This window comes from Pseudonocardia sp. (genome assembly GCF_035305885.1).
Classification (GTDB): Bacteria; Actinomycetota; Actinomycetes; order Mycobacteriales; family Pseudonocardiaceae; genus Pseudonocardia.
The window spans coordinates 1-19,091 of the sequence record NZ_DATGOP010000107.1 but is presented as its reverse complement, the minus strand read 5'-3'; the positions used below and the strand labels follow the sequence as shown (position 1 = coordinate 19,091).

Annotated in this window: 15 protein-coding genes; 8 read left to right on the top strand and 7 right to left on the bottom strand. The window is 72.7% G+C overall.

Translation table 11 applies throughout. The annotated features are described in order from the left end of the window. Window positions 1–801: sigma-70 family RNA polymerase sigma factor (locus tag VKZ81_RS22430; RefSeq protein WP_324243614.1), on the top strand; the 801-nt coding region annotated here is incomplete at its 5' end. Here the strand turns inward: VKZ81_RS22430 and VKZ81_RS22425 are convergent. Next, complete coding sequence (locus VKZ81_RS22425; RefSeq protein WP_324243613.1) at window positions 802–3,120, bottom strand: GmrSD restriction endonuclease domain-containing protein; 2,319 nt, start codon at window positions 3,118–3,120, stop codon at window positions 802–804. A gap of 173 nt (window positions 3,121–3,293) precedes the next feature. Beyond that, window positions 3,294–5,591: a helicase C-terminal domain-containing protein gene (locus VKZ81_RS22420; protein WP_324243612.1), complete on the bottom strand. Its 2,298-nt coding sequence runs from the start codon at window positions 5,589–5,591 to the stop codon at window positions 3,294–3,296. A 24-nt stretch (window positions 5,592–5,615) separates the two neighbouring features. Here VKZ81_RS22420 and VKZ81_RS22415 point away from each other — a divergent pair, with 24 nt between their 5' ends. Together VKZ81_RS22415 and VKZ81_RS22410 are read left to right on the top strand one after the other, a co-directional pair. Next, complete coding sequence (locus VKZ81_RS22415) at window positions 5,616–6,065, top strand: hypothetical protein (protein WP_324243611.1); 450 nt, start codon at window positions 5,616–5,618, stop codon at window positions 6,063–6,065. A gap of 238 nt (window positions 6,066–6,303) precedes the next feature. Continuing rightward, window positions 6,304–6,657: a transglycosylase family protein gene (locus VKZ81_RS22410; RefSeq protein ID WP_324243610.1), complete on the top strand. Its 354-nt coding sequence runs from the start codon at window positions 6,304–6,306 to the stop codon at window positions 6,655–6,657. A gap of 71 nt (window positions 6,658–6,728) precedes the next feature. Here the strand turns inward: VKZ81_RS22410 and VKZ81_RS22405 are convergent, their stop codons facing one another. The 3 genes from VKZ81_RS22405 to VKZ81_RS22395 are packed head-to-tail and all read right to left on the bottom strand — an operon-like array spanning window position 6,729 to window position 14,331. After that, a complete protein-coding gene (locus VKZ81_RS22405; RefSeq protein ID WP_324243609.1) occupies window positions 6,729–11,660 on the bottom strand; it encodes a DNA repair ATPase in 4,932 nt (1,643 codons plus the stop codon). Next, on the bottom strand, window positions 11,657–13,666 hold the full coding sequence (locus tag VKZ81_RS22400) for a flotillin family protein (protein WP_324243608.1): 2,010 nt from the start codon (window positions 13,664–13,666) through the stop codon (window positions 11,657–11,659). Before VKZ81_RS22400 ends, VKZ81_RS22405 begins: the two co-directional genes overlap by 4 nt. After that, window positions 13,666–14,331 carry a hypothetical protein gene (locus VKZ81_RS22395; RefSeq protein ID WP_324243607.1) on the bottom strand — a complete coding sequence of 222 codons (666 nt, stop codon included), beginning with the start codon at window positions 14,329–14,331 and terminating at the stop codon, window positions 13,666–13,668. The genes VKZ81_RS22400 and VKZ81_RS22395 overlap by 1 nt, the downstream gene beginning before the upstream one ends. 240 nt (window positions 14,332–14,571) lie before the next feature. Between VKZ81_RS22395 and VKZ81_RS22390 the strand changes: the two genes are divergently transcribed. Next, entirely contained in the window at window positions 14,572–15,057 is a 486-nt protein-coding gene (locus VKZ81_RS22390) for a TspO/MBR family protein (protein WP_324243606.1), read from the top strand. A 12-nt stretch (window positions 15,058–15,069) separates the two neighbouring features. Here VKZ81_RS22390 and VKZ81_RS22385 read toward each other — a convergent pair whose 3' ends face one another. Continuing rightward, on the bottom strand, window positions 15,070–15,510 hold the full coding sequence (locus tag VKZ81_RS22385) for a MarR family winged helix-turn-helix transcriptional regulator (protein ID WP_324243605.1): 441 nt from the start codon (window positions 15,508–15,510) through the stop codon (window positions 15,070–15,072). Between the two features lie 87 nt (window positions 15,511–15,597). Here VKZ81_RS22385 and VKZ81_RS22380 point away from each other — a divergent pair, with 87 nt between their 5' ends. From VKZ81_RS22380 to VKZ81_RS35200, 4 genes are all read left to right on the top strand, one after another. Then, window positions 15,598–16,008 carry a nuclear transport factor 2 family protein gene (locus tag VKZ81_RS22380; RefSeq protein ID WP_324243604.1) on the top strand — a complete coding sequence of 137 codons (411 nt, stop codon included), beginning with the start codon at window positions 15,598–15,600 and terminating at the stop codon, window positions 16,006–16,008. Between the two features lie 45 nt (window positions 16,009–16,053). After that, complete coding sequence (locus VKZ81_RS22375) at window positions 16,054–16,947, top strand: prenyltransferase/squalene oxidase repeat-containing protein (RefSeq protein ID WP_324243603.1); 894 nt, start codon at window positions 16,054–16,056, stop codon at window positions 16,945–16,947. Between the two features lie 181 nt (window positions 16,948–17,128). Further along, window positions 17,129–18,091, top strand: coding sequence for an FAD-binding protein (locus tag VKZ81_RS35205; protein ID WP_414709445.1), 963 nt, complete (start codon window positions 17,129–17,131; stop codon window positions 18,089–18,091). Further along, window positions 17,983–18,378: a BBE domain-containing protein gene (locus VKZ81_RS35200; protein WP_414709444.1), complete on the top strand. Its 396-nt coding sequence runs from the start codon at window positions 17,983–17,985 to the stop codon at window positions 18,376–18,378. Before VKZ81_RS35205 ends, VKZ81_RS35200 begins: the two co-directional genes overlap by 109 nt. An 8-nt stretch (window positions 18,379–18,386) precedes the next feature. Here the strand turns inward: VKZ81_RS35200 and VKZ81_RS22365 are convergent. Next, window positions 18,387–19,091: DUF2268 domain-containing putative Zn-dependent protease (locus tag VKZ81_RS22365; RefSeq protein WP_324243601.1), on the bottom strand; the 705-nt coding region annotated here is incomplete at its 5' end.

The window sequence follows — 19,091 nt, the reverse complement described above, 5'->3', positions numbered from 1 at the left end:
GGCCTCGACCTCGTCGCCCTCTACCGCGCCCAGATCGGCCGGCACTCCCTGCTGACCGCCGAGGAAGAGGTCGTGCTCGCGCGGCAGATCGAGGCGGGTGTGCTCGCGCAGGAGGCCCTGGAGCGATCCCGGCCCTCCGCTCGGCAACGCGACCTGCGCGAGCTCGTCGGCGCGGGCGAGCGGGCATACCAGGCGTTCCTCGTCGCCAACCTCCGCCTCGTCGCCACCGTGGCCGCGAGCTACCGCGGTCGCGGTCTGGACTACCTCGACCTCGTCCAGGAAGGCAACCTCGGGCTGATCCGCGCCGTGCAGAAGTTCGACTTCCGGCAGGGCTACAAGTTCTCCACCTACGCCACGTGGTGGATCCGACAGGCGATCACCCGCGCGCTCGCCGACCAGTCACGCACGATCCGCTACCCGGCCCACGTGGTGGAGAAGCTCGGCCCCGACCCGGAGGCGCCGCGGCGGGCCGGCCTCCCGACGACGGTTCCGCTCGAGCTCGCGCTCACCGAGCTGGGCGAGGAGCGGCTGCACGACGCCGTCGACCGCTACCTCGGCGACGCCGAGCCGGCGCTCTTCGGCTACGAGCCGGACGAGGTGCGCGGCGCGCTCGACGTGCTGAGCGGCCGCGAGCGCACCATCATGTGCCGACGGGCCGGCTTCGACGGACCACCCGCGACGCTGGACGAGATCGGCAGAGACTTCGGTGTCACGCGCGAGCGCATCCGCCAGATCGAGGCGAAGGCCCGGAGCAAGGTCAGGGGCTATCTCCGCGACCTGCACCCACCGGCCCGTCGTTAGTCACGCGGCTCGCGGGTCGTAGCCGAAGTCGTCGAGCCGGGTGCGTGCGACCTTCTGCTCGTCGGCGCTGAACAGGTGGGCGAAGCGGCCGTCCAGGACGAGCGCTTCGACGCTGAGGTCGAGGCGCTGGCGCTCCCAGAGGAAGACGAAGCCGCCGCTCACCGCCGGCGCCGCGAGCAGCTTGCGGACCGCGCCGAGCGCCCCGTACTGGGCGACCATGGAGACGAAGTACCGCGGGTTGTACCGCAGCTCCGCCCGGCAGCGTTCGATCACGCCCTGTACGGCACGATCGAACGCCCCCTCCGCGGACACCTCCGCGACAGGGGCCTCGACGATGGGGCTGTCGACCTCGGTCTCCCGATCGACCTCCTCGCGCGGGACCAACAGCTCTCCGGCCACGGGAGAGCCGCCCTCGTCCCCCCGGTCACCAGCGGCGACCTCTCCCCGGCGCTGGGCATAACCGCGCAGCGCATCGACGGAGGTGAACACCTCGAACCGGAGCTCGGCGAGGCGAGCGAGGTCCGCTTCCTGCGGATCGAGCTCCAGCAACACCGGCGCTCCCTGGCCGGGTTGCAGGCCGTCGGGCCAGAACGCCTCGGCGACCGCGAGCACCCGCCCGGTCTCCGGGTCGGCGATCTCCACGTCCAATGCGGGCTTGGCGTAGCCCATGCCGGCCAGCTCGTCCACCACCGCCCGCAGCTGCATCGCGCGGGCGTCCGTCTCGTCGACCTCCGGCGAGACGGCGATCGCTTCCAGGGGCTGTGCCCACGGCCGGCGCCCGGCGAGCAGGTCGTCGAGGAACTCGTTGGCCGCGGCGGCGAGGAGCTGCCGGCGCGCGTCGAGGAAGTCCCGGTAGTTCTCGATCCGCCACAGCCCCGGGTCGTCCGGGATGAACTGCGACCGCCGCGCGTCCGGGTCGAGGGCCCCCAGGTACGCCTCGGGCGGGAGGCCCGCGAACTGCATCGCCGAGGACGGGGTGAGGAAGGTGAAGTTGGCGATCTGGTTGACCTCGGCGCGGCTGTAACCGGCCCTGTTCAACGCCTGTTTCGGGAAGACCTCGTGCACCTGGACGGCGGAGGCATCGGATCCCAGCGGCCGTCCGGTGACGAGATCGCGCGCCCCGGTGACCCGGGCGAGCAGGTAGACCAGCGGGTAGGACCGCGAACCGCGCCCGATGCCTTCGAAGTCCTGCGCGTCGATCGACATGTTGCCCTTGCGGGTGCGGGCGAGCGCGGCGATGAGCCCGTCGATGCCGGCCTTGTCGACGGTCTCCAGGTCCTTGGCCAGGTGGGTCTCCGTCGGGCCGGTGAAGCGACCGCGAAGGGCGGCGTGCACGTACCAGTACAGAGCCTTGTCGGCCTCGGCCCCGTCGAGGAACCGGCCGCCCCGGTTGTGCAGGTGCCGGGTGAGAACCGGGATCGCGTACTTGCCCATCAAGACGCGGTCGTGGTCGAGCCCGAGCCGGCCGACCGCGAGCTCGCGCAAGAAGTGGTCGATGTTGTGCAGGGTCGCGTTCAACGCATCGCGGAACTCCGCTGCGGACACGTCCTCCAGCGCCGAGAACGGCGCCCGACCCGTGGCCACCGCGTTGACGTTGCGCAGCAGCCAGTCGGCGGTGAAGGAGAATCCCGCGTCGCGCCAGCGGTCGAGGTTGCGGCGCATGGTCGGGCGGGCGTCTCCCCACTCCGAGCAGATGCGCGCGAGCGCGAGGTCGCCCTTCGACAGCTTGGTGCCACCCGAGTTGACCCGGTTGAAGATGTCGACGACGACGTCGACCGTCTTGTCTGGGCCGGTGATCCCGTCGATGTAGAAGTCCCGCTCGAGGATGTTGCGCAGCCGCTGGATGCGGTCGACGTACTCGGTGAACCGGTCGCGCGTCTCCGGATGCGCGTGCAGCACGCCGTACGCGTCGGTCGGGCCGTCGACGAACAGGGCCGTCACGTCGATCCAACGCGGATCGTCCTTCATCTTGATCGGGCCGTAGAACTCGAACGCCTCGGTCTCGACGTTGAAGCGCAGCCCGCGGAACATGTCGGGGTCGCCCTCGAAGAAGGCGGGCGGACGGCCGCGGATGATGCCGTAGAGCGTGGTGACCCGCTGCTGGCCGTCGAGGAGCAGCGACTTGGCGCCCGGGGTCACGGCGGTACCGCCGCGCACGGCCTGCGCGCCGTTCTCGGTCTCCCACACCAGGAGCGCCCCGACGGGGTAGCCCTTGTACAGCGAGCGCATCAGCCCTCGCACCTGATCGCGGTTCCAGACGTACCCCCGCTGGAACTCCGGCAGAAGCATCGATCCTGCGTCGATCTGGTCAAGGATCATGCTCAACTTCGCCATACGTCCATCCGCCCTCGCTCGATCACGCGCGAGAACCATCGCGCGGCCACAGCCGGGTGTTAGCGGATGCTGCCAGCCGGCCGCTCACCGGCTCCCCCGGCCCGGTGAGCGGGACGGTTCAGGGATCGCGTCAGCGCGCAACGCGGGCCCGTCCGCGATCAGCCGACGGGGCTGACCGCTTCGATCCGCGACACGGTGAACTCGCGTTCGGCGCCGCGCAGGTGGCACCACGCGTGCAACCACGCCCCGTAGAGCTGCAGCGGTCGGATGTCGCGAACGGTGCGGTTGCCGGCCTGGTTGCGGTAGATGATCTGGACGTCGCGCTCGTGCTGGAGCGCGTCGGCGAGGAGTGCAACCTCCGCCCCGTCGAGATCGGTGGCGAAACCCGCGAGCTCGTCCTCCACCGGGTCGGCTGGCGGGCCCGCGGGGTCGCCGGCGAGCAGCCGGGTGGCGAGCTCTGCTGCGGCCACCCGGGCCCGGGCGCGGCGTCGGGGTCCCCGGGGTGCCGGGTCGGGGCTGCGCTCGGGCACGATCACGACGCCGTCGGCGTCCTCGGGCATCGGGGCGAACCCCGCCGCGCGCAGCGCGGAGAGCACCTCGTCGACGCCGGCCACGGAGGTCAGCACCGTCGGCGCGAGCCGGCGCAGCTGGAGCGCCCGCAGCGAGCGGGTGGCGACGATCTCGCTGATCTCCGCCTCGCCGCCGGTGACGCACGTGCGTACCTCGCGCACGCGCACATTGCCGTGCCGACGGGCGACGTCGCCGATCAGGTGGTCGAGAGGCTGCGGCAGCGGGCGGCCGGAGGCGGCTGTGAGCTCGGCACGCAGCTCGTCGGCGCTCCAGCCCGCATCGAACGCGGCGCGCACGCTCTCCCGGGTGAACCGCCACGTGGTCGCGGCGCCGTGCGTCTCCGCGATGGCGGCAGCGCCGAGCACGCGCGCGGCGGAGGCGCTCGGTTGTCCCGAGACGACCGCTGTGAGGTCGGACTGGACGACCAGCAGCCCGCGGGTGGCCGGCAGCAGGTCGACGGCCCGGCGGGCCAGCTCGTCCGCGGCGTCCGGGCGGCCGTCGACGGCGACGAGGTGCTCGCCCAGCGCGGTCAACCGGTCCGCCGAGGCGACCCCGAGCAGGGCGGCCTCGCTCCGCGCCGCAGCGACCGCCGCGGAGCGGCCGGCTTCGTCATAGCCGTGCAGCGGGCAGAACCACTCGATGTGGGCGGCCGCCGCGTCCAGGGACCGCCCGCCGGCGGCCGCCCGCAACAGCGCCCGGCGCAGCACGCCCGCATCGGTGTCCATGGGCTCGGGTGGAGCCACCTCGCCACCGGTGGTCTCGCGGGCGGTGGGCGCCAGATCGAGGTCGAACCAGGCGAGGGCGACCTGCGCCCAGCGCACGGCGGCGTCGGCGTCGCGCCAGCCGTCGTAGACGTCGGTGGGGACGTAACCGTTCCGGGCCGGCGCGAGCAGGCCGGTGGCCGCAGCGACGTCGATCCACAGGGCGGGTTCGACGAGTCCGAGCTGCCTGGACAGCCGGGTCCGCTCCCGCGCCCCGACGCCGCCCTTCTTCATCCGGGGAAGGGCTCGACGGCGGGCCTCGTCCAGCAACGTGGTCAGCGCGCGGAGAGCACCCTCGGCGCCGGCCCGACCGTCATCGGGGTCCGCCCGCGCCGGCGCGAGCTCCGGACGACCGGTCAGGCCGGGCGACTCACCCAGCAAGACCAGGAAGGCCACCTCGCGCGGGAGCTCCCGGCGGCGCGACGGTCCGTCGAGGATCAGCCCCGCGCGTACGAGCTCCACCTCGGCGCCGTCGTCATGGGCGAACCAGTGGAGGGAGACCTCGCCGCTCGCGAGACGCGTGAGGTGCCGTCGCGTCGCGGGCGTGAGGGAGGCGACGGCCCGCTCGACCGTCTCGGGGTCGGTCAACAGCGTCTCGAGCCGCGCGATCAGCTCGGGTTTGCGCAGTTCCCCTGGCTCGGCCCCGAGCTCGGCGACCACGGTCCGCAGGTGACGGACCGTGAAGTGGCCGGCGATCTCCGCGACCGGCCGGAACGGACCGAACTCGGCACCGAGGTGCTCGGCGAGGCGCGGTGGCAGCCCGACCCGCCCGTCGACGTGCCAGGCGATGCCCCGCGCGCACATCCCGTCGACGACCTGCCGCACGTCCGCCTCCGGCGCGTGCAGCCGTTCCGCGAGCGCGGCCGGCCCCGCCGCCCCCAAGACCGCCATGACTTGAGCGACGAGGAGCTCGTCGCGGTTCGTGCGCTGCAGGGCGCGCGCGAGGGAGTCGACGCCGTTGAGCCGCCCGGCCAGCTCCTCGACCGTGCGCGGAGCGGGCTCGAGCAGGACGTCGGGTCGTTGCTCGACCAGGCGGGTCAGCTGGACGGGGTCGAGGCCCGCGAGGTAGGTGGCGAGGGACACGGCCGCGATCGCACCACAGCCCAGCCCGGGCGGGAACGCCATCCCCGCGTTCTGTATCAAGGAGCCATGGCCGAGGCCTGCGAGTTCGCACGCGCGGTCGCCGGCGCGGTGCTGGCCCGGATGGCCGCGGACGGTGGCCCGCGGTGGACGGTCCTCGACGCCTCCCCGAGCGAGGGCTCGAGCACGCCGCCCACCGCCCCGTCCGGGGTCGTCCACGTGCGCATCACCGCCGGGAGCGCGCCGAGCTCACCGGACGTCGTGGCCGTCTACTTCACGACGGGCGTCCCGGGGGCCGATGCCGTCGTCGCCACCGCTTCCCAGCTGCAGGACCACGCCATCGAGGCCACTGGCGGCACACCGCTGCCGGCCTGCCCCGGCCATGGGCACCCGCTGACCGCCCGGGTGCTCGACGGCGACGCGTACTGGGTCTGCCCGCACGAGCCGGCCCACCACCGGGACCGGATCCTGCCGCTCGCCGTTGACGCCCCGGCCGCGCAGCGTGGCCGCGCTCACTGATTCACAGTGAGCAAGACCTCTGATCACGGGAAGATCTCTCAAGATCTTTTTACACTTCTACCTGATCGATTCAGTCCGTGCGCTGCACAAATGCACAAGTGCTGATTCGCACCACCTATTTCGTGACACTGCTCACCCCGCATCGCGTTTGAGTCACGCCGCGGACCGGCACGTACGGTCGTTGCCGTCGTCCGACGAGTGCGACATCCGGGAAGCCCCCCTCCCGTCCCCCGCATTGATGGAGAATCTGCGAATCCGCATGTCTGTAACCAAGAATCTCGCCCGTCTCGCCATCGCCGGTGCCATTGCCGTCAGCGCGCCGCTCGCGATGGCCGGCACCGCCAACGCCGTTCCCGCCGGCACCTGGGACAAGCTCGCCATGTGCGAGAGCACCGGTAACTGGTCGATCAACTCCGGTAACGGCTTCTCCGGCGGCCTGCAGTTCACGCCGCAGACCTGGAAGGCCTACGGCGGCAAGGGTCAGGCGCACCAGGCCAGCCGCGCGGAGCAGATCGCCGTCGCCGAGCGCGTTCTCGCGAAGCAGGGCTGGAACGCGTGGCCCGCCTGCTCCAAGAAGCTCGGCCTCCGCTGACCGGATCAGCGGTCCGATAACGCAACGCCCGTCGGTGCTCCGACGGGCGTTGCGTTGTGTTCCGGCGACCGTCACCGCCCTTCGATAGCCTCCCGGATCTCCCCCACCCGGTCGGCGAGCAACCCGACCGCGCCGACGGCCCGGGACATCGGGTCGTCGTCAGCCCCGCCGAGCGCCTTCTCCCGCAGGAAGGCCTGCTTGATCTCGGCCCACCGCTTCGCCTGCTCGGGCGTGAGGCGCCCGCGCAGCTCGGCGAGCTTGAGCAGGTTGGCCTCGGCGCCGGAGGTGAGCGTCTGGGCCTCGCCGACGTAGTGGTCGTCGATCAGCGCCTCGAGTTCCTCGTCGTTCATGACCGGGACGATCCGCTCGGTCAGCTTGTTCATGTTGCGGTACGAGCCCTGCAGCAGGAACGGCGGTTCGGTGCGGCTCGCGTCGTCGGTGGCGGCCGAGGCGATGTAGGCCTTGTTGTTGGTGAGCACCACCTGCTGCACGCGCAGCATCTTGCGCAGCACCGACAGCACCTCGTCCAGCTCGGCCGCCGAGTAGGGGTGGCTCAGCTGGTCGGGGCGGACGCCCTCGTCGCCGCGGGCGAGCCGGACCAGCAGCCGGATGTCGGACCGGTCCCGCGTCGACAGCGGCGCGAGCACCGGGTTGGACGTGAGCGCGTTCTCGATGTAGCTCAGCGCGAACAGCTCGTCCTTGCCCGACAGCACGTCGCCGAGGTTCCACACTTCGGCGCGGTTGGCGAGCATGTCCGGCACGCGGAACCGCTTGCCCTCCTCGGTGTACGGGTTGCCGGCCATGCACACCGCGAACCGCTTGCCCCGCAGGTCGTAGGTGCGGGTGCGGCCCTCCCACACGCCCTCCATCCGGCGCTGGCCGTCGCAGAGCGAGATGAACTTCTGCAGCAGCTCCGGTGAGGTGTGCTGGATGTCGTCGAGGTAGAGCAGCACGTTGTTGCCCACCTCGAGCGCGAAGTTGATCTTCTCGACCTCCTGGCGGGCCGTGGCGTTGGGCGCCTCCGCCGGGTCCACGGACGTGACCGCGTGCCCCAGCGCGGGGCCGTTGACCTTGACGAACACCAGCCCGAGCCGGCTCGCCACGTACTCCATGAGGGTGGTCTTGCCGTAGCCCGGCGGCGAGATGAGCAGCAGCAGGCCGGACTGGTCGGTGCGCTTGGCATCGCCGGTCGCCCCGAGCTGGCGGGCCAGGTTGGCGCCGATCAGCGGCAGGTAGACCTCGTCGAGCAGGTGGTTGCGGACGAACCCGCTCATCACCTTCGGCTGGTACTCCGACAGGCGAAGCCGCGCCCGCTCGGCCTCGACGAGCGCCGTGCGCCGCCGCTGGTACTCGCGGAACCCGGGCACCCGCTCCTCGCGGAACCGACGGCACCGGGTCAGCAGCTCGTCGAGCCGGATCTCGAGCTTCCGGTCGCGGACGCGCGGGTGGGTGCCGAGCAGGCCCTCGACCGTGGTGGTCAGCGACGCCGACGAGTCCTGACGGGCGAGGCGGCCGCCGCACAGCTCGAGCGCCACGGCCTCGGGGAGGTCGGCGGACGGCTCGCCGTCGGTGCCGACGAACGCCGACAGCCAGGCGTGCACGAGTTGGTGCTGCGCGGGGAGGTCCCCGTCGAGGGCCCGCACGTCCTGTTCGAACCGGCGCCGGGACTCGGCGTCGACGCCGCCGAGCGCGCGGTGGAACCGCTCGAGCAGCGCGCGGGCGCCCGCGGCCGTGACGAACTCGGGGCTGCCCGTCGCCAGCTCCTCGAACAGGTACTCGCCCGCGAGCGCGAGGTCCACCTCGCCGAACGGAACCACGAACTCCGCCATGGCCGCGGCGAGCTCGCAGCGCATCGCGTCGATCGCGGGGGTCCGGCCGAACGCGGCCCTCGCCCGCGCCAGCGACGCCGCCCGGACCGTCCAGCGCTGCTTCGCGACGTCGTCGGCGCCGAACGTCCAGAACAGCGCCGCGGCGGCCCGCTCGGTGGGCGGGTAGCGCAGCAGGCCGGCCCCGGCGTGCAGCCGCAGGACGGCGTCGAGGATCGCGGCGGCGTCGTGGTCGTGGACGCCGCGCTCGTAGCCCTCGTCGTAGCGGTTGGCCGCCTCGGCCCGCACGAGGCCGATCAGCCCGCCCTCGGTGACGGCCGCGTCGTGCAGCGCGTCCAGCAGGCCCGCCTCCTCGGCCGCGGCGAGGATCGACGTCGCCAGGTGCTCGGCGCGGTAGACCTCGGCCGTCTCGCTGACCAGCAGCTGGTCCCAGTACGGGCGGGTCTTCTCGAACTCGGGGTCCCCGACGGGGGAGCGGTAGTCGGTGCCGGTGATGGCGAACGCCATGCCGCCCTCGTGCGGCACGAGGGTGAGGTCGATGGCCTGGGTGTTCACCGCGAAGGTGTGCCGCCCGAGGCGGATCGTCTCGCCGTCGCCGCCGTAGAGGTCCAGCCGGTCGCGCAGGGCGCGCCCGGCCTCCTGGCGGGCCGCGGCGATCCGCCCGTCGAGCTCCTCGGCCCGCACCTGGTCGCCGAGCTCGCGCAGCTCCTCGGCGACGCCGCGCAGCTTGGCGATCATCGGGTCGGAGGCGAAGTAGGTGTTGACCTCGTCGATCGAGCCGAGGCTCGCCACCCGGCGGCGCACGCTGGACAGGATCCGGTCGGCCGAGGCGACCAGGCGGTCGGCGCGGCGGGCCCGCTCGTCGAGCAGCGCCTGCTTGCGCGCCGAGAACGCCTCGTAGACGTCCTCCCGCTTGGCGGCGAGCTCGGCGAGGAAGTCGTCGAACTCGCCGAACCGCGACTCCAGGCCCTCGACCTGCAGCATCAGCCTGCCCAGCTGCTCGTCGCAGGCGTCGGGGGTGTCCGCGGCGGCGAGCGCCCCGGTGATCGCCTGCCCGAGCAGCGCGAACTCGGCCGCGAACTCGGCGCGTCCCTCGCGCGCCGCGAGCTCCGAGCGCCGGCCGTCGACGGTGGCGCGCGCCCGGTTGACGCCGGCGAGCACCTCGCCGATCCGCTCCAGGATCGCGGTGCGGACGGTGGCGTCGGCGATGCCGAGCGACCCGACGACCTCCGTGACGACCTGCAGCCCCTCGGTGTGCGCGGCCAGCTGCTCGCGGATCGGTTCGGCCTCGGCGACGGTCGCGATCCGCCCCGCCGCGCCGACCAGCTCCTCGATGTCGGCGTGGTAGGTGTCGAACGCGTCCTCCCGGGAGAGGAACTCGACGGCCCGCGCGCCGGTGTCGGCGGTCGCCTCGCCGAGCTGGGCGTCGAGCGCGTCGATCCGCCCGTGGTCGACGTAGCGCATCTCCCGGACCGTGACCAGGTGGCCCTGCGCCTTGCGCAGGTCGGCCAGCAGCGTCACCCAGCCGTCCGCCGTGCGCGGCGCCGCGGCCCGGCTGGTGCGGACCAGGGAGGAGATCTGCTCGGCCGCGGCGTCGACGGCCGCGGTGGCCTGCGCGGTGAGCTCGCTGACCTTTTCGAACTCGTCGAGCACCTGCTCGGCGGTGGCCTGCAGGTCCGCGAGCGGCGAGCGCAGGTCGCCCAGCTCCGGGTCGCCGAGCCAGTGGTAGGCGTCGAACGCCCGCCGGCACGCGGCGATCAGCGCCTCGAAGACGGCGGTCGCGGGGGCCATCTCCTCGACCATCCGCGCCACCGACAGGCAGTCGGAGATGCCGCGGACGAGGTCGGCGTTGCCGACCCGCTCCAACGGGCCCGACCCGGCCGGCTGCGCGGCCGCGTACACGTCGGACTGGTACGGCGTCTGCCACACCTGCATCGTGTGGACCCGCGTCGGCTCGTCCGACGTGGCCCGGAACATCACCATCGTCCCGTCGTCGAACAGCGAGTAGCCGTGGCACGGGAGCGGGGTGGCGACCTCCTTGCGGATCACGTTGTACGGCAGCAGCAGGTAGATGCCCTCGTCGCGGGCGTGGAAGACGTAGAGCACGTCCTCGCCGTTGGGCGAGCGGATCACCCGCTCGAACTCGAGGTCGTCGACGGCGGTGTCGAACACCTTGCTGACGCCGGTGGCGAGGTAGTAGCCGCCCGGGAAGATCAGCCCCTGGTCCTCCGGCAGGCGCTGGCAGGCCTGCCCGATGGCGTCGGCGCGCACGACTTCCTTCGTGCGCGTGTTGAACACCAGGTACCGGTAGCGCTCCTCGTTGTACGGCCGGATCCGCAGCAGGATCATCGGCCCGACCTCGGCGTAGGAGACGTCGGCGTCGGCGAGGCTCTGCAGCGGGTCGTCGACCGGCTCGGAGTAGATCCCCTCCCCGGTGTCGGTGTTGTTCTCGACCTTGATCGTCAGCGTGCCGCCGACCGTCTCGACGAACACCTTCCCCAGGATCGACAGGTGCGGGTGCCGGCCGAGGACCTGGTCCTCGCGGGTGGTCTCGATCCAGGTGAAGTCGTGCTGGGGCGGGAAGACGTGGTCGCGCTCCCCGCGGTTGTCGAGGTAGGACACCGCGCCGTCGGGTGCGACGCTCCAGCGCAGCACCTTGATGTCGTCGGTGCGCCGCCCGGTCTGGAAGACCGCGAGCAGCTTGCCCTCGACGCGGCGCAGCTGCAGCAGGCGGGTGTCCTTGTAGTAGCGGTACAGCTCGGTGAAGTCGCGCTCGAACTGCGGGTCGCGCAGCAGCTGCGGGCACGCGTCCGCGGCGTCGTCGAACCGGAACGCCGACCCGTCGCGGGTGAACGTGCGCATCGAGAACACGTCCTCGACCGACGTCTCCGGCTTGAGCCCGATGTAGACGTTGTAGCCGAAGAGCATCAGCCCGCCGACGGACACGATGTCGCGCGGCACGCAGTTGTTCTCGGTGCGGATCCGCTCGGTGCCGAGCAGCTCCAGCGCCGCGGAGCCGAACACCTCGGCGCGCCGTTCGTTGAGCACCCCGGCCCGCCGGGCCAGCTCCGCGGCGTGCTCGGCGAGCCGGGCGCGCAGCAGCTCGTAGGTGCCGCCGTCGAGCCGGGTGGGTTCCCCGGTCGCGGCGGCACCGCGCTCGGTGACCCCGGTCGTCACGGCGCCGACGGCGTCAGGCTCGCGACGGGCGCCTCAGCCAGGCCGAGCTGCTCGGCGAGGGTGTGCAGCTGCTTCGCCTTCGCCGCGTTCGGCCCGCCCTGCTTGATCAGCTTGAGCAGGAACGCCGACAGCGTCAGGTTGCGCACCTCGTCGCTGCCGACGCCGCGCAGCAGGGCGGCGACGTCCTGCACGAAGTCGCCTTCGCCGTTCATCCAGCGTCCGGCGATGGCGCGCGTGACCTCGGAGTTGTCGACGACCGCGTCGATGCCCTTGCCGAGGGCGACGGAGTTCATCAGCTTGTCGAAGAAGACGGTGTCGCCGCCGACGATGTCGATGTCGGCGCTCTCCAGGCCCTTCGACAGGACCGCGGCCTGCGCCTCGGCGATCTGGCGGTGCACGTCGACCTTCGCCAGCGCGATCTCCTTGTCGGTCTCCAGCCGCAGCCGGAACTCCTCGTGCTCGCGGGTCGCGGCGTCCAGCTCGGCCATCGCCGCGGCCTTGTCGCGCAGGCCCTCGGCCTCGCCCTGCAGCTTGAGCCGCAACGCCTCGGCCGCCACAACGGCCTTCTCGCGCTCGACCAGGGCCTCGGCGCGCCCGACCTTCTCGACGGCCTCCGCGCTGCGCTCGCGGACCTGCACCTCGGCGAGCCCTTCCGCGGCGGCCTCGGCCTGCACGCCCTCGGCGAGCCGGATCTTTGCCCGGGCCTGCAGGTCGGCGGCCTCCTGCTCGGCCTCGGCCAGCGTGAGCTTCTCCTTGGCCAGGTGCTTCGCCGCCGCCTCGGCGGCCTCGGCCGCCTTGATGTCCTTGACCAGCTTCTCCTGCGCCTCCGCCTCGGCGCGGATCACCGTGGCCTGGCGCTCGCGCTCGGCCTCCTCGACGACGCGGAGCCGGTTGATGCTCTCCTCCTGCTCGGCGACGGTCTTGTCGACCGCCACCCGCTCGCGCACGACGTCGGCGACCGCGCGGCGCTCGACCTCGACCTCCTTGAGCTTGGCGATCTGCGCCAGCTCCACCTCGCGCTCGCGGCCGACCACCTCGAGCAGGCGGTCCTTCTCGATCCGCTCGGTCTCGATCGCGATGACGCGCTCGCGGTTCTTGGCCGCGACCGCGATCTCCCGCTCCTGGTTCTGGGCCTGCACGCCGAGCGCCTCGTCCGTGCGCAGCCGCGCCGCCTCCGCCTTGAGCCGCTCCTCGGCCTGCACCCGCCGGGTCTCGGCCTCCTCGCGGGCGCGCATGGTCTCGATCTCGCGCTTCTGCTTCGACTCCGCGTCGGCCTGCTGGCGCTCCAGCTCGAGGATCGCCTCGCGCGCCTCGACGTTCTGGCGCGTGATCTCCTTCTCCTCGTTGCGCCGGTACTCGTTGGTCCGGATGTGCTCGAGCGCCGTCAGCTCGGTGATCTTGCGGATGCCCTGCGCGTCGAGGATGTTGTTCGAGTCCAGCGACTCGACCGGCGTCTGCTCGAGGTAGTCGATCGCGGCGTCCTCGAGGCTGTAGCCGTTCAGGTCGGTGCCGATGACCTGGATGATCCGGTCCCGGAACTCGTCGCGCTTGGTGTAGAGGTCGACGAAGTCGAGGTGCTTGCCGACGGTCTTCAGCGCCTCGGAGAACTTCGCCGCGAACAGCGTCTGCAGCGTCGCCTGGTCGCTCGCGCGCTCGGTGCCGATCGCCTGCGCCACCTTGATGACGTCCTCGACGGTCTTGTTCACCCGCACGAAGAACGTGATCCGGATGTCGGCGCGGATGTTGTCGCGGCAGATCAACCCGTCGTGGCCGATGCGCTCGATCTCGATCGTCTTGACCGAGATGTCCATGAACTCGGCCTTGTGCACGACCGGCAGCACGATCGCGCCGGTGAACGTGACGTCGACCTTGCGCATCTTCGACACGATCAGCGCGCGGCCCTGGGGGACCTTCTTGAACAGCCTGCTGATCGCGATGAGCATCACGATCGCGATCAGCAGGACGACACCGAGGGCGATCCCGGTGGACAGGGCGATGGAGGACATCACGCTTCCTTGGTGGAGTTGTCGGTGGAACGGGTGGAGGGAGCGGCGTCCACCCAGAAGATCTCCCGGTCGGCGTCGTAGTCGATGATCAACGCCTCCGACCCGGCACGCAGCGGTGGCCCGTCCAGCTCGACGGGGCGGCGTACCTGGACGATCGCCGAGGAGCCGTCCTCGGCGGTGATCTCCGCCTGGCCGAACGTGTCGCTCACGTGACCGGTCCTGATCACGCAGATGCGGCCGACGAAGTCGCTGCGCGTCGGCTCGTCGGCGCTGGGCAGCGCCCTGCGGATCGGGACCACGATGAACCTGGTGACGAGGAGGCCGCCGAGCAGGGCGACGAGGAGCACGCCGCTGCCGACGAGCACGTCCACGGCGGGGGCGAGCGCCAACGCGCCCAGCACGATCGTGCCGATCATGGCCAGCAGCCAGGACAGCGTGATCCACAGCGACAGCGCGACCATGAGCGGCACCCCGCCGAGGCCGAGCGTGTCCATCACGCCGCCGTTGCCGTCGGCTCCGTCGGCACCGTCGGCACCCGCGTCGCCGTCGAAGAGGTCGAAGTCGGCCCCGACCAGCACCAGCAGCCAGTACAGGACGACGACGACCAGCAGGAAGCTGAGCAGCACCGCCGGGAAGGACACGGTGGCGGCCAGGAACCCGGACATGCTGCAGCTTCCCCCTCCTCGAGCCGGCGCCCACTTCAGGGCGCGGGACACGGACCCGGCTCGCGCGACGATCATCGTGCCGCACGGCCGGGTGAACATCCGTGCTTCTACTGATCCGACCCGCCGGCGGGCCAGGTGGTTGGGGGCATCGATGCACGATCGTCATGACCGGCCGCCCGTGGCGACGCGGATCACCCCCGCGCACGCCGTAGGCGGTGGTCGGACGGGTACTCGCTGCCCATGAAGGCTCTCAGGAAGGTCCGCCCCCTGCTCGTCACCACCGCCGCGGTCGCGGCCACGGCGGCGGCGGGCAGGATCGGCACGGACGTGTCCTCGCGCTGGTACCGCGAGCTGGACAAGCCGAGCTGGCAGCCGCCCGGCGCCGCGTTCCCCGTCGTCTGGAGCGCGCTGTACGCCCTGCTCACCGGGGCCGGCGCGCGGGCGTTGGACCGGGCCGGCCGCGAGGGCCGGTCGGCGCCGTACCTCGCCGCCTACGGGACGAACCTCGCGCTCAACGCCGGCTGGACGTGGAGCTTCTTCACCGCGCAGAACCCGCGGCTCGCGCTCGCCGAGGTCCTCGCGCTGGAGGCCTCGACCCTCGACCTCACCCGCCGCACGTGGCGGCTCGACCGCAAGGCGGGCATCGCGCTGCTGCCCTACGCCGCGTGGACGACGTTCGCCACCGCGCTCACCGCGGAGATCGCGCGCCGCAACCGCCGCGGCTGACCCGGCCGCGGCTCACGTCGGGTCGTGGTGGGCGACGAGCCGCGAGAGCAGGTCGGTCAGGGTCTTGCGCTCCTGCACCGACAGCGGTTCGAGCAGCTCGGCCTGCACCCGGTCGAGCACCACGTCCATCCGCGCGAGCTGCTCCCGGCCGGCGTCGGTGAGGCTCACCCGGTTGCGCCGGCCGTGGTCGGGGTCCGGCGTCCGGTCGACGTGGCCCAGCTCGACCAGCTCGTTGACGGCCGCGACGACGTCGCTGCGGTCGATGCGGCACCAGCGCCCGAGCTGGGCCTGGCTCGCCGGACCGAACTCGTGCAGCGCGGCGAGGATGCGGTAGTGGTAGCCACGCGCCCCCGTGGCGGCGAATCCGTCGAACACCAGCCTGCGGGCGTGCATGGCCAGCTGCGTGATCAGCCAGCTCGGCTTGACCGCGAGGCGCTCGGGGATCGGGTCCACGCGGATCACCCTATTTGTGTTGGCAAGACCAACACTTACGGCTAGTGTTGGTGGCGCCAATATTGGAGTGACCAACAAAGGAGGACCGTGTCCACCAACCCGATCGCCGACCGCCTGGAGGTCACCGACCTGTTCGCCCGCCTGGCCGGCCTGCTGGACGACGGCCGCCACGACGACGCGGCCGACGTCTACCACCCCGACGTCGTGGTGCGCTCGCCCCGCGGCGGTGAGCTGCGCGGCCTCGACGAGGTCACCGCGTTCCTGCGCCGGTCCCACGTCGACGGGGAGCACACCCAGCACGTGCACGGCGACGTGCTGGTGCGCGTCGACGGCGACCGCGCCGAGGCGACGGCGAACCAGCTCGTCTTCTTCCACCGCGACGGCGAGCCGCCGCACCGCACGAGCGGCCTGCGGACCACCACCACCGCCGTGCGCACCCCGGCCGGCTGGCGGTTCACCGAGATGAACATCGCGCTCGCCTGGACGAGCGAGCGCTGACCGAACCCGGTCGAACCGGCGACCCGCCCGTGCCAGGCTCACCCCATGGGTGTCGACCTGGCCGCCGCGGCCGCCTTCATGGCCCGGCACGCCCGCGTGCTGGACCGCAGGCGCTTCGAGTTCCTCCTCGGCGCGACGAGCGCCGACGCCGTGTTCGCGGCCGTCGACGCCTACCGCAACCCCGACGGCGGGTACGGCTGGGGGATCGAGCCGGACCTGCGCGCGCCCGAGAGCCAGCCGGCCGGGGCGCTGCACGCGCTGGAGGCGTTCGCCGACGTCGCCCCGGCCACGACGCCGCACGCCGCGCAGGTGTGCGACTGGCTGGACTCGATCACGCTCCCCGACGGCGGGCTGCCGTTCGCCCTCCCCGTCGCCGACCCCGCCGGGTGCGCGCCGTTCTGGGCGCAGGCCGACCCGACGGTGTCGGCCCTGCAGAGCACCGCGTTCGCGCTCGCCGCCGCGCTGCGGGTCGCCGAGTACGACCCGGCCGTGGCCGCGCACCCGTGGCTGGACCGGGCGATCGGGTACGGCATCGAGGCCGTCCGCCGCCTCGACGGCTCGGTGCACGCCATCGAGCTGTGCTTCGCCGTGCGGTTCCTCGACGCGGCGCACGACCGCCACCCGGAGGCCCCCGCCCTGTTGGAGCGGCTCGGCGCGTTCATCCCGGACGACGGCCTCGTCCCGGTCGCGGGCGGCTCGGAGGGCGAGGTGCTGCGCCCGCTGGACTTCGCCCCGGTCCCCGGGCCGGCCCGGCGGCTCTACCGCGACGAGCTGATCGCCGCCGAGCTGAACCGGCTGGCCGACGCCCAGCACGACGACGGCGGCTGGAGCGTCGACTTCGCCAGCTACTCCCCCGCCGCCGAGCTGGAGTGGCGTGGCTACCAGACCGTTCACGCGGTGTCGGTGCTCCTGCGCAACGGCGTGATCTCCCCGGGCTGACCCGCCGCTACCCCCGGCGGCGTACGCACCCGCCGGGACGTGGGCGCACCGACGCAGCCGAAGAGCCGACGGCGGAGGGACGCCCGCGACGCTCGCTCCGAGCAGTCTCATCCGCAGTCGGCCGATCAGTTCCCCGGCCGGCCCCGGTCACCACCGGAGGAGACGGCCAGAGGAGACGGCGATGAGCATCCCGGCGCACCGGACGGCGCCGGCGACGAACCCCCGCCGGGTCGCGCACCTGTTGGACAGCCGGCTGCACGGGCGGCTGCACCTGCCCGGCGACGCCGGGTACGACCCCGGCGGCCACGGAACACCGGACGTCGTGGTCGACGCCGCGACGGCGGCGGACGTCCGGGCGACCGTCCGCGCCGCCCGCGAGAGCGGCCTCCCGCTCACCGTGCTCGCGACCGGCCACGGCACCGTCGCCGCGCCCGAGGGCGGGATCCTGCTGCGGACCTCGCGGATGGCCCAGGTGCTGGTCGACCCGGACCGCCGCATCGCCCGCGTCGGGCCGGGGGCGCGGTGGGGCGAGGTCGTCACGGCGGCCGAGCGTTCGGGCTCGCGCCGCCCTCCGGGGACACCCCGTCGGTCGGCGTCGTCGGCTACACGCTCGGCGGCGGGCTGTCCTGGCTGTCGCGCAAGCACGGCTTCGCCGCCGACAGCCTGCTGCGCGCCGAGCTCGCCACGGCGGACGGGCGCGTCGTCGTCGCCGACCGGCGCCACCACACCGACCTGTTCTGGGCGCTCCGCGGCGGGAGCGGCAACTTCGGGGTCATCACAGCGATGGAGCTGCGGCTGCACCCGGTGCCGGGCGTCTACGGCGGGTCGGCCGAGTTCCCGGTCGACGGGGCCGAGCGCGCCCTGCGGTTCCTCGCCGAGCACGGCGACGAGCTGCCCGACGAGCTGTCGGTCTCGATCGTGGTGGGCGGCGACTCCCTCGTGGTCCGCGCCGTGCACGCCGGCCCGGACGGCCGGGCCGCGCTGCAGCCGCTGCTGGACGCCGCGGGCACGCCGCTCGTGGACCGGTTCCGCGAGATGCGCTACTCGGAGGTGCCCACGATCGGCGGCACGCCGCCGATCACGTTCGCGATGTACGACGAGCTGTCCGAGGACACGATCCGGGCGGTCGTCGACAGCGGCCTGACGGTCGAGGTCAAGCACTGGGGCGGGGCGATCGCGCGGCCCGAACACGACGACCCCGGCCCGGTGAGCCACCGCGACGCCCGGTTCGTCATGAAGATCGCCGCACCGGCGGCCGACGCGATCACAGCGACCGCGACCGGCGGGTCGTTCCTCAACTTCCTGCACGACACCGCGCGCACCCACACCGCGTTCACGCCGGCGAACCACCGCAGGTTGCGGGAGATCAAGACGGCCTACGACCCGACCAACCTGTTCCACCGCAACCACAACATCCCGCCGCTGGGCTGACCGGCGGCTCAGCCGAGGGCAGCGCGGATGATCTCGTCGCGGTCGGCGAGCAGCGCCTCGGCCGCGGTCTTGCCCGTGGCCGCGAGGTAGGCGTCGACGAGCCGGTTGCCCGCGGCGTAGCCGGCGCCCGTCGGCACGCCGACGGGGGTGGCGCCGTAGCGCGCCGCGATCGCGTCGCCGTGCACCCAGGCGGTGAAGTTCTGCATCCCGGTGACGCCCAGGTTCGCGACGACCTCGGCGAACACCGCGTCGTCGTGCAGCGCCGCCAGCCCGATGCGGGTGTAGCCGAGGTCGCCGTAGAGCTGCCGGGCGAACGCATCGGCCAGGCCCTCGCTCACGATGTGCTCCCCGACCGTGACCGTGGCCGGATCCCACACGACGGTGCAGTAGCGCAGGTTGTGGTTCAGCTCGTGCACGGCGACGGCCTCGAGGCGGGCGAGGTTCTCCTCGCTCGGCCACACGCAGATCCACAGGTAGCCGGGGACGCTGCCGTTGCCGCTCACCCCGAGCGAGACGTCGGTGAAGTGGTCGTCGCCCGGGTCGCCGAGCACGAGCAGCACCCGCAGCTCATCGGGCGTGGCGATGCCGGGGGTGGCCTCGAGCTGGCGGGCAAGGCCCTCGTGCAGGGCGCGCTCGATGCGGCCCCACGCGTCGGCGGCGCGCAGCGCGTCGAGCGCGGGCAGCACCCGCTCGTCGTCCCGGTCCACGCGGAA